The organism is Klebsiella sp. 141161, assembly GCF_050600815.1.
Classification (GTDB): domain Bacteria; phylum Pseudomonadota; class Gammaproteobacteria; order Enterobacterales; family Enterobacteriaceae; genus Klebsiella; species Klebsiella aerogenes.
The window spans coordinates 54,975-69,577 of the sequence record NZ_JAQIRN010000008.1; the positions used below are offsets into that span (position 1 = coordinate 54,975).

The window sequence follows — 14,603 nt, forward strand, 5'->3', positions numbered from 1 at the left end:
TGGCTAGCGACACACCGCTTCGACCTGGTTTAAGCCAGCGGTTTTGCCTTCCCGCGGCGGTAACGTGAAGGGGGCATGACACTGCTGGGAACTACTTTTTCCCCACTGAACGTTGAGCGTCCCGGTTGGCTGCAGTCCGGACATATAGACCATCCCGGCATCGCTAACGATACTTGCCTGGCTTTTCGCATCACCAGCCAGTAAGACCATCGCTCCATAGGGAATGTCCTGACCGCTGGCGGTTTTAAGATGAATAAAGGCACGTTGCCCAATCTTGCCGTCGTAGTTGGCCCGCACAATAGCGCCGCGAGTCGGCACCACGGTTTGCGTTGTTTCCGGTAGTTCCATATCATCGCCAAGCGTGGCGGTGTCGAGAGTGATATCGGTGCGACGATAAGGGGTAACGTAAGGCACGATGGCATAGCCGCGATAGTCGGTCGAAATGGTGTTATCGGTCGTCAGTTTGACGTCATCCAGCCCCGGAGCTTTAACCAGTACGGCAGCATCGGTGATGTCCTGACCTAAAGTGATGCCGTCAGCGTGCGCGATAATGCTGCCGTTGGCGCCATAATCAATGCGTTGGCTATCGCGATCGTAGCTGTAACCGGCGTTAACACTCCCCTGAGAACTGTTATAGGTGGCGCGCATGTCGCCGCTGTAATACTCGCGGTTGCTGTATCCTTGCTGAATACTCCAGTCCAGACTATCGTTTTCCAGCCCGACGCCGCCGATAGCAACCGATTGATCCGTTGAGCCTGGGTTGCTATTGGTGAGCTGGTAACTGGTATAGGTGCCAGGAAGCCAGTTGCCGATCGGTAAAGTAACCGTTAGGGTGATACGTTGATCGTCCTGGGTATCTTTATTCGCGCTATTGCTGCTCCAGGTATAGCGGCTATAGCTATAACCCAGGTAGAAGTTCACGTTTTTAAAGCCACCGTTATAGCCAACGCTGATAGATTTATTGGTGCGTTTATCATCCCAATAATCTTCTACCAGACCGCTAATAGAGAGACTACCGAGCCCTTTACCTAAGCTTTGATTAAGCGTCAGGTTGGTACGGTTGCGCAGTGAGCGGGTGGTATAGCTGCCGTCGTTTGAATAACTATCGAACACCTCTGACAGGGTGTTAAAGCCTTTGGTAGAGTATCGGTAACCCGCGATAGTAATGTTAGTACCGGTATCAAGGATGTTTTTGCCGTAGCGGATACGCCAGGACTGACCCGACGTCTTTTCTTGATCCTGGATCTTTGACCAGGCTTGAGTGACGTCTGCTGAAGCCGCGCCAAAATCACCGAGGTTATAGCCTAGACCGGATGATAATGCTTGATAGTGCGAGGCCATTTGCATCCCGCCGTAGGCCGTCAGGCTACTGGATACACCATAGCTTATTGTCGCTTGGGTGAATGGCGTTTCGTCAACTCCGCCATCATAAGGACGATATTTACCAGAGGTGATTTCATACTGTAGCTGGCCTTCGCGCACCATGACCGGCAGCGTAGCGAACGGCACGATGAATTCTTGCTTTGAGCCATCCGATTCTTCTACCGTTACGTACAGATCGCCGCTACCGCCGCTTGGGTACATATCGGTAATTTCAAAGGCGCCGGGGGCGACGTAGGTCTGATATACCTGGTAGCCATTCTGCTTAACAATCACCCTGGCGTTGGTTTTTGCAATCCCTCGGATAATTGGCGCATAGCCGCGAAGGCTCTCCGGCAGCATGGAGGTATCCGTTGCCATTTGAATCCCGGTAAACGGCACGCTATCAAAAATACCGGAGAGCGAGGAGCTTTCACCCATTACCAGATTACTATTAAGAGGGCGAATGCTGCGCTGCATGTACAGGTAAGCTGATTCCCAGTCGCTGGATTCTCCTTTCGTTTTATTCCAGGTGCTCAGATTTCGGATACGCCATGGACCAAGATTTAAACCGGACTGGAGGTTAAGGCTATAGTATTCATCTTCTGATTCGAAATCATTCGAGCCGCTGAACTGGTAATTCATTAACAGCGCGTTAATACCTTCATCAAATTGATCTTCCGGAATAAATCCTTGCACGACGGTGGATAATGCCGCTTGTGGTATGGAGATATTTAACCGTTGTGCAGTAAAATCGAAATCCGCTTTTGTATCCGGTATGACCGTTAGGTTAACGCAGTTATTGGTATCTTCTTTCAGAGCTGGGAAGGATTTCACTCTGACACCATATTCCGCCAGGTCTTTAAGCGTGAAACAGGGGGTTAATTTGATATCATCACTCTTATCAGCACTATGACTATCAATAACAAATTTGATAGTACGGGTATCCAGATATTGGCCGTTGAAAACAATGTCAACCCGATAATCTCCGGGCGCCTGAGCGTTCCTGGCTTCAAAAACAGATAAGTCTGGGGCGTTTGAAGGATCGCTACCATTCAATGAATTGATGAATGAGGGATCGAAGAAATCACGTGCTTGCGCTTTATTATCCAAACCACAAAAAAACGCTGGCAACAACGTGATGCAGAGCGTTGATAGTTTGAATAGCTCTTTATTTTTATTTTGCATAGACACATCCCTATAACGTTAATAAAAATTCCAAATTACAACGGTGATGAATAGAGCGATCCGGCCCCACCATAATCATTAACTATTTTCCATGTCACGCTTGATGCATTGACACTTTCCTTTAACGTGACTTCTTTTGTTTCCATCGGAGGGACGGTGTTTACTTCATTTTTTATTTCGGTGTTACCTATTTTTATTGTGTTGAAGTAATAGAAAAAAGGTGTCGGATTGTTAATGAACAATTTATTGCCTGATTTACGCCATTGGAGTTTTGCCGCTTCTGTATTTGGCTTCATATCAAACAGCGATTTTGGCCGGTATACCAGACGCATACGGTGGCGAACCGCTAGCTGAATCGTATTGTTTTTGGCATTGGTGTCATCAGCTGGCGGGATAGCCATAATATTGAAATAAAATATAGATTCTCGATCTGTTGGCGCAGTAACATTATTGGTTGAAAACAAACGCACGGTATTTTGCTGTTTTGCTTCGAGTCGGAATAGTGGCGGAGTCGCCGTGAAAGAGGGTATTTGCCCTTTTGGGGTCTCAATCCACGACTTAATTAAGTAAGGAATACCGTCTTTGTTCTCAATCTGCGCGGTGATTTCGCGAGCGCCCTCTTTGTAAAGATAGCGAGTTGACTCGATAACGATACCAGCATGTGCAATACCGCTAATCAATAAAAAAAAGGGAATGAAAAGTTTAAATAAGGTGCTTGACATAGCATTTCTCTAAACGGAAAAAGGGCTCGCCAGATGGCGAGCCCTCTAAAATAGAATTAGATGGTGTAGTCGATAGTAAAGGTTGCAACGCCTTTAACCGGACCTTCGGTTACAGCAGTTGTGGCATTTACTTTCACATAACCAGCGTAGTAGTTCAGGGAAGTGACGGAACCGTCAGTGTAGGTTTCGGACATGGTTTGGGAACCATCGAAGGCTACGCGAGAACCATCGCTGACTTTCGCGATACCGATACCGATACCGGCAGCGCCGTCGTCAGCGGTGTTGTCCAGAATGGTCGCGTTGCTGCTGGTGGTACCAGTAACAGCAACAGTCAGGCCAGTTGCCGGATCTTTGCTGCCTTGGGCGCAATCAGAAACATCAAAACCAAACTTCTGGCTTTTGAAAAGGGTGTTTGCAGCCTGAGCGTTCGCTTCGCTGGTGGTAACAGAAGTCAGACGAACGATGCCGTTGTTCAGAGTACCAGTCGGGGTGACTACGCAAGAAGCGGAGGAGTCATTGACTTCACCCAGAACGGTCACTTCAGCAGTGTTAGCGGCCATTGCCTGAGCACTCAGAACTGCAGATGCAGCAACCATTACAGCTACGATTGTTTTTTTCATTTATTTGTCCATGTATAAATACGTAATCCTTGAAATAGATATCGCTCTAATTGCTAATTATTGGTTGGTCTAATAATTCAATAATTGCCCCAAGAACTACACTATCCCATCTCTGTACTCCTTGTTGTCCCTTACGCTAATAAGCAGGTGTTAGCCTGCATTTAGCTTAAGACGGGAGCACTGAGGAATCTAATTCGCCGTTGGTGAAAATGCATGTGAATTTTAATTGAATAATCTTTTTAATGACTAAAGGAACGATTCACATTTTTATTCGAACTATAAGTGATAGCGTTGATTCGATGAATGTTGTGCGGTATCTCTGGCTTCCATTCAGTTTAAATATCATGTTAGTCTTATCTTTGATGCAAAATCGAGACTCAATGATTGATATATGAAGCCATCTAATAGCAGGCCTGTTCAAGGCTATTCGCGCAACATTAAAGATGGGATTTCATTAATTTCATGTTTATTTCACATAGCTAATGAAAAAGGGAAGACATTATGGCATTTAGTGAATTCATCATTAATGATGAAGTTATTTTTGACGTGAATATGAGTGAGTTGCGAACTGTTAATGAAAATGGCACTACCGTTAACTTAAATGGACCAACGGCGCGTTGTTTATTGTTGCTGATAGAAAGTAATGGCAGGATCATTTCACGTGAGGAATTTCTGGAAACTGTCTGGAAAACAAGGGGGGTAATAGTTGCGCAAAACACGTTTTACCAAAATATCTCATTGCTCAGAAAATCACTGGTAAAGGCCGGACTATCTCAGGATATCATTATTACCGTCAGGCAGCGCGGGTTTATCCTTGCCACGGATGCGGTAATCACTCCAGTTACCACAACGCAAGAGATAATAGCGAGCCCATCAACGAATGTAGATGATTCTGCAAGTGATAGGGAGAGCATAGAGAGCGAAATGTACGAAGTTAAAAATACCGTTAATGCTAATCGAAGCGAAAGTCGCAGAGGAACTACGTTTAAATTACCTAAATGGATCGTGGTGATGTTTATTGTTATGGTCGCAACTAATATACTTTCACTGCTTTTTTAGATGCTCTATTAGCGCATCATTTAATAGATACGCGTATATATAATTATAAATGTTAAGCAAACACCGCTTTCTGGATAACGCTGGTGAAAAATGTTATATCTTTTATTTGCCAGGCGAACATACTTGTCATTTAAGTATCTGCCGGACAGGGCCGGCAGAAAAACTTAGTTTTGTTGCTTTAAACCTAAATCCAGCGGCGTTTTACTCGGTTCGCCGCCGATTTCACGTGCCAGCCTTGGCACCATATATCCGGATACCAGCGTTAATAGCTTACGCATGATTGCCCGGGCCTCCTCGTCTTCGACCATGAAGTGGGCTGCGCCCTGGACTTTATCAAGCACGTGCAGGTAGTAGGGCATCACCCCGGCATCGAACAGCGCGTTGCTGAGGTCCGCCAGGGTTTGTGCGTTGTCGTTAACGCCGCGCAGCAGGACGCTTTGGTTGAGCAGCGTCACGCGCGCTTGCCGTAGCAGCGCCATTGCCGCCCGAAATTCCGGGCCGATCTCATTGGCATGATTGATATGGTTAACCAACAGGATCTGCAGCGAGGAGGCGTTAAAGCGAGCCGCCAGCCCTTCGGTGATCCGCGCCGGAATGACAATCGGCAAGCGGCTATGGATGCGTAACCGTTTAATATGCGGGATAGCTTCCAGTTGCGTCAGTAACCAATCCAGTTCGTGGTCTTTGGCCATCAACGGATCGCCGCCGGAAAAAATAATTTCATCAAGCTGCGGATTGGCGGCAATGTACTCGAGCGCTGCCTGCCAGTTGCGTTTATTGCCCTGGTTCTCGGCATAGGGGAAGTGGCGGCGGAAGCAGTAGCGGCAGTTGACCGCACAGCCTCCTTTCACCAGCAATAGCGCCCGGTTGCTATATTTATGCAGCAGGCCTGGTACAACGCTGTGTTGTTCTTCCAGCGGATCGGTGGAAAAACCAGGGGCGGCAACAAACTCTTCTTGTGCGGTAAGTACCTGACGAAGAAGGGGATCGTTTGGGTTGCCCTTTTCCATACGTGCAATAAACGCGCGCGGTACGCGCAGCGCGAAGAGACGCTTCGCATCACGTCCCGCCAATAGGTTTGCATCTGTTTCCAGATCTAAAAGATGCAATAGTTCATCGGGACTGGTCACAACATCGGCAAGTTGCGTGATCCAATCTTCTCTGGATGGGGTATTTAGGGTTACAATATGCGCCATTTTGTGGCTTAGCTACCAAGTTAAACAATTTCAGAGGGCCTTATGGCGACTTACTATAGCAACGATTTTCGTGCTGGTCTTAAAATCATGATGGATGGTGAACCGTATGCGGTTGAAGCCAGTGAATTCGTTAAACCAGGTAAAGGTCAGGCATTCGCACGCGTTAAGCTGCGTCGTCTGCTGACCGGCACCCGTGTAGAAAAAACGTTCAAGTCCACCGACTCTGCAGAAGGCGCGGACGTTGTCGATATGAACCTGACTTACCTGTACAACGATGGTGAGTTCTGGCACTTCATGAACAACGAAACCTTCGAACAGCTGTCCGCTGATGCTAAAGCTATCGGCGACAACGCGAAATGGCTGCTGGATCAGGCTGAGTGCATCGTGACCCTGTGGAACGGTCAGCCTATCGCTGTCACGCCGCCGAACTTCGTTGAACTGGAAATCGTTGAAACCGATCCAGGTCTGAAAGGCGACACCGCAGGTACTGGCGGCAAGCCGGCGACTCTGTCCACTGGCGCTGTGGTTAAAGTTCCGCTGTTCGTTCAGATTGGCGAAGTCATCAAAGTAGATACCCGCTCCGGCGAATACGTATCTCGCGTGAAGTAATTCATGCTGTGAGACGGTGGGCGCAGCCATGCTGCTGCGCCTCCAGTTTCATGTCAGGATTAACATGAACCGGACGCTCAAATTTCTCATTTTGCTGCTGCTCAGCGGCGCGCTGCTTACTGGATGTAATACCGCCCGCGGTTTTGGCGAAGATATCCAGGGGTTAGGGCACGCGATTTCTCACGCCGTCAGCTAGTCTCATTTCATCTGCCTTCCCTGCAATTCATTTTGCGCAGTTCAGCCTGAACCTCTTTTTCTCTTAAAAAACGCGACTATCCCTTCATTCTGAATCAGTTTGGCTATGCTTATAGGGCAAGAAAACAAAAACTGTTTATAAGGATGATATTATGGTGAAAAAAACGATTGCGGCGTTCTTTACTGTTTTGGTCCTTTCCTCCGTGCTCACCGCATGTAACACCACGCGTGGTATCGGTGAAGACATTTCTGACGGCGGCAGCGCTATCTCTGGTGCGGCGACCAAAGCTCAGAATTAAACATTACCGGTACGGCCTCGCGCCGTACCGGTCTTCACATTCACGGCGCCGTTGTTTATAATCCCGGCGTTTTCAACCACCTTGCGGGACGACCCGTGAGCGTATCTCATTCGGGGACGGCCCCATTACTGGAGCCATATGTCCTGGATCATTCTCTTTATCGCCGGTTTGCTGGAAGTCGTGTGGGCCGTCGGCCTCAAATACACCCATGGGTTTAGCCGTCTGCTGCCAAGCGTGATTACCATCGCCGCTATGGTCGTCAGTATGGCGCTGCTATCGTGGGCGATGAAATCACTGCCGGTGGGTACCGCCTATGCGGTGTGGACCGGGATCGGCGCCGTAGGCGCAGCGATAACCGGCATCGTGCTGCTGGGTGAATCCGCAAGCCCGATGCGTATCGCAAGCCTGGCTTGTATCGTCATCGGCATTATCGGGCTGAAAATCAGCGCACATTAATAGCGCTGGTTAACCCAAATCAGTTTGCTCACGTCGAAGCCCTGCCGGGTGGCGATATCCAGCATCTGCTGTTTTACCTGCGGCGAAATCTTCGGCGTACGCGCCAGTAGCCACAGGTAATCGCGATCCGGCCCGCAAACCAGCGCATGGCGGTACTCTTTATCCAGCGCAATCACGTTGTAGCCGCCATAGAAAGGGCCGAAGAACGAGACTTTTAGCGCCGCGCGGTTCGGATCGCCGGTGAACCAGGCCACGCCGTCTGTTTTCTGCCAGATGCCGCGGTCAGGGTTATAACCTTTATTGACCACATCAATGCCGCCATCGCCGCGCAGGCTGTAAGTCGCCGTAACCTTTTCCAGTCCGCTTTCGAAATGATGATCGAAGCGGCCTATTTCATACCAGGTGCCGAGGAAGCGTTGGCTTTCGAATGGGCTGACGACGGTCACGCCAGCGGGAGGAACGGGATTGCTGCACGCAACGCTCAGCAACGACGCGATAACCACGGTTAACACTGGCAGCAGACGCATAGGTACCTTCCTTACCGCTTTTTCTCTAAGTGTAGATAGCGGCAGGAAAAAAGTAGGGAGATTTTGTCGATAAGCGAGCCCGGTAACAGATTGCTACCGGGCGAGATGTCGCATCAGATAAATAACACGCCGACCAGGGTAACGACGGTTAAAATCGCCGCCAGGCCATAGAAGACCCATTTGCCGTTCGGTACGTGGATTTTCAGATCATGCATCGCATGGTGGATACGGTGCAGGCCGCACCACAGCGGCAGAACAATCATCAGAAAGATGAAAAGGCGGCCGATGAAGCTATGGGCGAAGGCGTAAACGCGTTCGTAGCTAAAAGCATCGCCAGGGGCGAGTCCCAGCGGCAGCAGAATGCCGACCAGTAGCACCATCACCGGCGCGATAATCGCCCCCCACATGCCGCCTGCGCCAAACAGCCCCCAGAACACCGGTTCATCGGAACGTTTGGGATTGGGATTAATCATATCAGCCTCCTTACCAGAACAACGCGACAAACAGGATCACGATGCTAACCAGCGCCGTTACCGCCCACAGCCCTTTAATCAGCGGCTCAGGCCCCATTTTCTCGCCTTTAATAATGATGTTGGCGGCTTTCGGCGCCAGCTCAAACCAGGTTTTGGTGTGCAGCAGCGCCGCTGCCAGGGTGATCAGGTTGAGGATCACCACAATCGGGTTTTGCAGGAATGCCACATAGCCATCCCAGCTTTCGGCGCCGTGCTTAAGGGCGAACAGGCCGTAAATCAGCACGATGCTGAACCAGACCGTCGGCACCGCCGTCCCTTCACGCAGCATATAGAAGCGATAAAATGGCAGCTTCTTCCACCAGGTGGAGGTCATGGGCCGCACGTAGGGTTTGCGTTTAGTCGTCATAGTGCACTCCTTAGCGTGGTTTCAGGGTGGCGATCAGGAAGTCTTTCGAACTTTCTACCTTGCCCTGCTGAATGGCGGCCGCCGGATCGACATGCTTCGGGCAAACTTCGGAGCAGAAGCCGACAAACGTACAGCTCCACACGCCGTTCTGGCCGTTAAGCTGCGCCATACGTTCCTTTTTGCCGTGGTCGCGGCTGTCTTCGTTGTAGCGATGGGCGAGGGTGATCGCCGCCGGGCCGATGAACTCCGGGTTCAGACCAAATTGCGGACAGGCGGCATAGCACAAACCGCAGTTGATGCAGCCGGAGAACTGATGGTATTTCGCCATCTGCGCGGGAGTCTGCTTATTCGGCCCCTGCTCCGGCGTGCGGTTATTTCCGATGATATACGGCTTAATCGCTTCCAGACTTTCGATAAAGTGGGTCATATCGACCACCAGATCGCGCTCGATCGGGAAGTTGGCCAGCGCTTCTACCTTCAACCCTTTGGTATAGTCGCGCAGGAAGGTTTTACAGGCCAGTTTTGGCACCTTGTTGACCATCATGCCGCAAGAGCCGCAGATCGCCATGCGGCACGACCAGCGGTAGCTTAAATCCGGCGCGAGGTTGTCTTTGATATAGCCCAGCGCGTCGAGCAGCGAGGTTTGTTCGTCGTAGGGGACTTCATAGAAAGCGCTGTGCGGCGCGGTATCGACTTCCGGGTTGTAGCGCACCACTTCAATTTTCAGTTTGTTCATCTCAGCCATGGGTCGTCTCCTTCTTCTCAGCGGCTTCCGCTTCGGCGCCATACACGCGTTTAGCCGGCGGCAGAGTGGTGATCTTCACATCGCCATACTCCAGACGCGTGCTGCCGTCGGCCTCACGGAAGGCCAGCGTATGCTTGAGGAAATTGACGTCGTCGCGTTCAGTACAGCCTTCATCGAGACGTTGGTGGGCGCCGCGGGACTCTTTACGCGCGATAGCGGAGTGCGCCATACATTCGGCGACGTTGAGACCATGGCCCAGCTCAATGGTGTAGAGCAGGTCGGTATTGAATACGCTGGAGGTGTCGGTGATACGCACGCGCTTAAAGCGCTCCTGCAGCTCGGCCAGCTTATCGATGGTTTTTTGCATCAGCTCCGGCGTGCGATAGATACCGCAGCCTTCTTCCATCGACATACCCATTTCATCGCGGATTTTGGCCCAGTTTTCATTGCCTTGCTGGTTAACGAGGTCTTTAAGACGGTTTTCAACGTCGTTGACCTGCGCATCCAGCGCCGCGTTGTTAGCTTCGCCCGCGGCCATCGCGCGCTGCATGGCTTGCTCACCGGCAAGGCGGCCAAAGACCACCAGCTCGGCAAGCGAGTTGGATCCCAGACGGTTGGCGCCATGGAGACCGACGGAGGAACATTCGCCGACGGCGAACAGGCCCTTGATGCGGGTTTCGCACTGCTGGTCAGTTTCGATGCCTCCCATCGTGTAGTGGGCGGTCGGACGCACCGGAATGGGTTCTTTTACCGGATCGACGCCGACATAGGCTTTCGCCAGTTCGCAGATGAACGGTAGGCGTTCAAGCAGTTTCTTCTCGCCGAGATGGCGCAGGTCGAGATAAACCACGTCGCCGCGCGGCGTCGAAATGGTGTTGCCTTTGCGCCACTCGTGCCAGAAGGCTTGAGAAACTTTATCGCGCGGGCCGAGTTCCATGTATTTGTTTTTCGGCTCGCCGAGCGGCGTTTCCGGCCCCATACCGTAATCCTGCAGGTAGCGGTAGCCGTTTTTATTCACCAGAATACCGCCTTCGCCGCGGCAGCCTTCGGTCATCAGGATCCCCGAACCCGGCAGGCCGGTTGGGTGATACTGGACGAACTCCATGTCGCGCAGCGGGACGCCGTGGCCCAGCGCCATGCCCATGCCATCGCCGGTGACGATGCCGCCGTTGGTGTTATAGCGATAGACGCGGCCAGCGCCGCCGGTAGCCATGACGACCGCATTGGCGCGAATTTGCACCAGCGTGCCTTCCATCATATTCATTGCCACCAGGCCGCGGGCCTGGCCGTCATCGACGAGAATATCCAGCACGAAGTGCTCGTCGAAACGTTGAATTTGCGGGAACTGGAGGGAGGTCTGGAAGAGGGTATGCAGCATATGGAAGCCGGTTTTATCGGCGGCGAACCATGTACGTTCGATTTTCATCCCGCCGAAGCGGCGAACGTTGACGCTGCCGTCCGGACGGCGGCTCCACGGGCAGCCCCACAGCTCAAGCTGGGTCATTTCCGTGGGGCAGTGGTGTACGAAATAGTCTACGACATCCTGTTCACAGAGCCAGTCGCCGCCGGCGACGGTGTCGTGAAAATGGTATTCAAAGCTATCGTGATCCTGCGCGACCGCCGCAGAACCGCCTTCGGCGGCGACGGTATGGCTACGCATTGGATAGACTTTTGAAATCAGTGCGATTTTGGCTTTTGGATTAGCCTGCGCAGCGGCGATGGCTGCGCGAAGACCTGCTCCGCCTGCGCCAATGACGACAAGATCGGCTTGAAAAGTTTGCACGACATTCCTCCAGTTTTTGTGTATTTCGCCGCCGGGCTGGCGAAAAAGTATCACTGCTCCTTTATAGGTAAATGAGTATAGCCATAGGGATGTTGGGGAAAATTGACGCGTTCGATTTTTTTATCAATCCGTGCGCTGATTTATCAATTTTATTTATGCAATTAAGTTAGCAATAAATTATCAGGATGTAATATCGCCGCCGGATTGCACAAAATTTGTTTCACTCGACGGTTGCGAGTAGACTTCGTGCCCTTGTATGAAATCGGAGAAAAGTACCATGAGCGAGACGGCAACCTGGCAGCCGAGCGCATCCATTCCAAATCTGTTAAAACGTGCGGCTGTAATGGCGGAAATTCGCCGTTTCTTTACCGACCGCGGCGTGCTGGAGGTGGAAACGCCTTGTATGAGTCAGGCAACGGTGACCGATATCCACATGTTCCCGTTTGAAACCCGTTTCGTCGGCCCCGGCCACTCTCAGGGTCTGAATCTGTATCTGATGACCAGCCCGGAATACCACATGAAGCGGCTGCTGGCCGCCGGGTGCGGGCCGGTTTTCCAACTGTGCCGTAGCTTTCGCAATGAAGAGATGGGCCGTCACCACAATCCAGAGTTCACCATGCTGGAGTGGTACCGTCCGTGCTACGACATGTATCGTCTGATTAACGAAGTTGACGATTTACTGCAGCAGGTGCTCGAGTGCCAACCCGCGGAAAGCCTCTCTTATCAACAGGCCTTCCAGCGCTATCTGGAGATCGATCCGCTGTCGGCGGACAAAACCCAGCTGCGTGAAGTGGCGGCAAAACTCGATCTCAGTAATATCGCCGATACGGAAGAAGATCGCGATACGCTGCTGCAGCTGCTGTTCGCCATGGGCGTAGAGCCGCACATCGGTAAAGAACGTCCGACTTTCGTCTATCACTTCCCGGCAAGCCAGGCTTCGTTGGCGCAGATCAGCACCGAAGATCACCGCGTCGCCGAGCGCTTTGAGGTCTACTACAAGGGGATGGAGCTGGCGAACGGCTTCCACGAGCTGACCGACGCACGCGAACAACAGCAGCGTTTTGAGCAGGACAACCGCAAACGTGCGGCCCGCGGCCTGCCGGAGCAGCCCATCGATTATAACCTGCTGGCCGCGCTGGAAGCCGGACTGCCGGATTGTTCCGGCGTCGCGCTGGGTGTAGACCGCCTGGTGATGCTGGCGTTAGGTGTAGAGACCATCGGCGAAGTGATCTCATTCACCGTCGATCGCGCCTGATTAATTACGCTTCCCTTTCATGAGGAGAGGGAAGCCGTTTCCCGCCGTTAGCGTTATCCCCTTCATTCAAAGATTTTTACAGTTCTCTCCGCTGCATTAGCCCTAATAACCACAATTTCAAACTGGATTATTGCTAGGATCCGCGTTCAATTTCTGCTTACCTGGCGACGTTGTTCGGCGACGCTCACGTTTGGATCGATTTATGCCTCAACAAATCAAGAAGATGAGCCTGATTGGGCTGATATTAATGATCTTCACTTCGGTGTTTGGCTTTGCCAACAGCCCTTCGGCGTTTTATCTGATGGGTTATAGCGCGATGCCGTTTTATCTTTTCTCGGCGCTGTTTTTCTTTATTCCTTTTGCCTTAATGATGGCGGAGATGGGCTCGGCCTATCGTAAGGAAGAGGGCGGGATCTATTCGTGGATGAACCGTAGCGTCGGGCCGCGCTTTGCATTTATTGGCACCTTTATGTGGTTTTCATCCTATGTGGTGTGGATGGTCAGTACCGCGGCGAAAATTTGGGTCCCGTTTTCGACCTTTCTCTTCGGCGCGGATAAAACCCAGAGCTGGGCTTTTGCCGGCTTAACCTCGACGCAAACCGTCGGCGTGCTGGCCGCCTGCTGGATGGTGCTGGTGACGCTGGTGGCGGCGAAAGGGATAAATAAGATTGCCAAAATTACCGCCGTGGGCGGCATCGCGGTGATGTGCCTTAATCTGGTACTGCTGCTGGTGAGCGGGGCGATTCTGCTGCTGAACGGCGGCCATTTCGCACAATCGCTGGATTTCACGGCGTCGCCGAACCCGGGATATCAATCCGGGCTGGCGATGCTGTCTTTCGTGGTGTTCGCCATTTTTGCCTATGGCGGGATTGAAGCGGTCGGCGGACTGGTGGATAAAACCGAGAAGCCGGAAAAGAACTTTGCCAAAGGCATTATCATCGCCGCGCTGGTGATTTCGATCGGTTACTCGCTGGCTATTGTGCTGTGGGGCGTCAGCGCCAACTGGCAGCAGGTCTTGAGCAACCACAGTACCAACCTTGGCAATATCACCTACGTGTTGATGACCAGCCTCGGCGCGACGCTTGGACAAGCGCTTCATCTGTCGCCGCAGGCGGCGGCGCTGACCGGCGTATGGTTTGCGCGCATTACCGGGCTGTCGATGTTCCTTGCCTATACCGGCGCATTCTTCACCCTGAGCTATTCGCCGCTGAAGGCGATCATTCAGGGGACGCCGAAAGCGCTGTGGCCGACGATGATGACCAAAGTCAACGCTAACGGCATGCCGGCTAACGCCATGTGGCTGCAGTGTCTGCTGGTGAGTCTGTTTATTTTGCTGGTCTCTTTCGGCGGCGATACCGCTTCAGCGTTTTATAACAAGCTAACGCTGATGGCTAACGTCTCGATGACCTTGCCGTATCTGTTCCTGGCGATCGCGTTCCCGTTCTTTAAGGCCAAAGCCGATCTCGATCGTCCATTTGTGATGTTTAAAAGCCGGGTGAGCACGCTGCTGGCGACGACGATAGTGGTACTGGTGGTAGCGTTCGCCAATATCTTTACCGTTATTCAGCCGGTGATGGATTCCGGTGACTGGAACAGTACGCTGTGGATGGTCGGCGGGCCGATTTTCTTCTCGCTATTGGCACTAGGGATCTACGAGAACTATCGTCAGAGAACGGCGGTACAGGTAGCGCTGGCGGAGGGTTAAGAAAGA

At 51.9% G+C, this 14,603-nt stretch carries 16 protein-coding genes; 7 read left to right on the forward strand and 9 right to left on the reverse strand.

All coding sequences use genetic code 11. The features are described 5' to 3' along the window. Positions 1–3: 3 nt before the first annotated feature. From PGR79_RS19445 to PGR79_RS19455, 3 genes are read right to left on the reverse strand one after another with little or no spacing between them, the layout of a single operon-like run. Positions 4–2,547 (reverse strand): fimbria/pilus outer membrane usher protein, encoded by a 2,544-nt coding sequence (locus PGR79_RS19445; protein WP_113374736.1) that lies wholly within the window; start codon positions 2,545–2,547, stop codon positions 4–6. A gap of 35 nt (positions 2,548–2,582) precedes the next feature. Further along, positions 2,583–3,269 carry a fimbrial biogenesis chaperone gene (locus PGR79_RS19450; RefSeq protein WP_113374737.1) on the reverse strand — a complete coding sequence of 229 codons (687 nt, stop codon included), beginning with the start codon at positions 3,267–3,269 and terminating at the stop codon, positions 2,583–2,585. Between the two features lie 56 nt (positions 3,270–3,325). Further along, positions 3,326–3,889, reverse strand: a complete 564-nt coding sequence (locus PGR79_RS19455; RefSeq protein ID WP_113374738.1) for a fimbrial protein — start codon at positions 3,887–3,889, stop codon at positions 3,326–3,328. A gap of 501 nt (positions 3,890–4,390) precedes the next feature. Here PGR79_RS19455 and PGR79_RS19460 point away from each other — a divergent pair. Beyond that, positions 4,391–4,948 carry a winged helix-turn-helix domain-containing protein gene (locus PGR79_RS19460; protein ID WP_087859212.1) on the forward strand — a complete coding sequence of 186 codons (558 nt, stop codon included), beginning with the start codon at positions 4,391–4,393 and terminating at the stop codon, positions 4,946–4,948. A 164-nt stretch (positions 4,949–5,112) separates the two neighbouring features. Here PGR79_RS19460 and epmB read toward each other — a convergent pair whose 3' ends face one another. Then, complete coding sequence (gene epmB / locus PGR79_RS19465; RefSeq protein WP_113374739.1) at positions 5,113–6,144, reverse strand: EF-P beta-lysylation protein EpmB; 1,032 nt, start codon at positions 6,142–6,144, stop codon at positions 5,113–5,115. 42 nt (positions 6,145–6,186) lie between these two features. On the opposite strand from epmB, the gene efp reads away from it, so the two are divergent. The 4 genes from efp (at position 6,187) to sugE (ending at position 7,703) form a co-directional block, all read left to right on the forward strand. Continuing rightward, positions 6,187–6,753 carry an elongation factor P gene (efp, locus tag PGR79_RS19470; RefSeq protein ID WP_003855940.1) on the forward strand — a complete coding sequence of 189 codons (567 nt, stop codon included), beginning with the start codon at positions 6,187–6,189 and terminating at the stop codon, positions 6,751–6,753. A 64-nt stretch (positions 6,754–6,817) separates the two neighbouring features. Beyond that, the gene (locus tag PGR79_RS19475; protein ID WP_087859224.1) at positions 6,818–6,949 is read left to right on the forward strand and encodes an entericidin A/B family lipoprotein; all 132 of its coding nucleotides are present in this window, start codon (positions 6,818–6,820) and stop codon (positions 6,947–6,949) included. Positions 6,950–7,100: 151 nt separating this feature from the next. Continuing rightward, positions 7,101–7,247: a lipoprotein toxin entericidin B gene (ecnB, locus tag PGR79_RS19480; RefSeq protein ID WP_015368653.1), complete on the forward strand. Its 147-nt coding sequence runs from the start codon at positions 7,101–7,103 to the stop codon at positions 7,245–7,247. Positions 7,248–7,385: 138 nt separating this feature from the next. Further along, on the forward strand, positions 7,386–7,703 hold the full coding sequence (gene sugE / locus PGR79_RS19485) for a quaternary ammonium compound efflux SMR transporter SugE (protein WP_015368652.1): 318 nt from the start codon (positions 7,386–7,388) through the stop codon (positions 7,701–7,703). Here the strand turns inward: sugE and PGR79_RS19490 are convergent. The 5 genes from PGR79_RS19490 to frdA form a co-directional block, all read right to left on the reverse strand. Then, the gene (locus PGR79_RS19490; protein WP_430922319.1) at positions 7,700–8,230 is read right to left on the reverse strand and encodes a lipocalin family protein; all 531 of its coding nucleotides are present in this window, start codon (positions 8,228–8,230) and stop codon (positions 7,700–7,702) included. The two genes, sugE and PGR79_RS19490, sit on opposite strands and share 4 nt — an antisense overlap. Positions 8,231–8,343: 113 nt before the next feature. After that, entirely contained in the window at positions 8,344–8,703 is a 360-nt protein-coding gene (gene frdD, locus PGR79_RS19495) for a fumarate reductase subunit FrdD (protein WP_015368650.1), read from the reverse strand. Positions 8,704–8,713: 10 nt separating this feature from the next. Then, positions 8,714–9,109 (reverse strand): fumarate reductase subunit FrdC, encoded by a 396-nt coding sequence (gene frdC / locus PGR79_RS19500; RefSeq protein ID WP_045362549.1) that lies wholly within the window; start codon positions 9,107–9,109, stop codon positions 8,714–8,716. Between the two features lie 10 nt (positions 9,110–9,119). Beyond that, positions 9,120–9,854: a fumarate reductase iron-sulfur protein gene (frdB, locus tag PGR79_RS19505; protein WP_087859210.1), complete on the reverse strand. Its 735-nt coding sequence runs from the start codon at positions 9,852–9,854 to the stop codon at positions 9,120–9,122. Further along, a complete protein-coding gene (gene frdA, locus PGR79_RS19510; RefSeq protein ID WP_113374740.1) occupies positions 9,847–11,637 on the reverse strand; it encodes a fumarate reductase (quinol) flavoprotein subunit in 1,791 nt (596 codons plus the stop codon). The genes frdB and frdA overlap by 8 nt, the downstream gene beginning before the upstream one ends. Before the next feature lie 277 nt (positions 11,638–11,914). Here frdA and epmA point away from each other — a divergent pair, with 277 nt between their 5' ends. Together epmA and yjeM are read left to right on the forward strand one after the other, a co-directional pair. Next, positions 11,915–12,892, forward strand: a complete 978-nt coding sequence (gene epmA, locus PGR79_RS19515) for an elongation factor P--(R)-beta-lysine ligase (protein ID WP_015368646.1) — start codon at positions 11,915–11,917, stop codon at positions 12,890–12,892. Positions 12,893–13,094: 202 nt separating this feature from the next. After that, positions 13,095–14,597: a glutamate/gamma-aminobutyrate family transporter YjeM gene (yjeM, locus tag PGR79_RS19520; protein WP_087859208.1), complete on the forward strand. Its 1,503-nt coding sequence runs from the start codon at positions 13,095–13,097 to the stop codon at positions 14,595–14,597. Positions 14,598–14,603 lie beyond the last annotated feature (6 nt).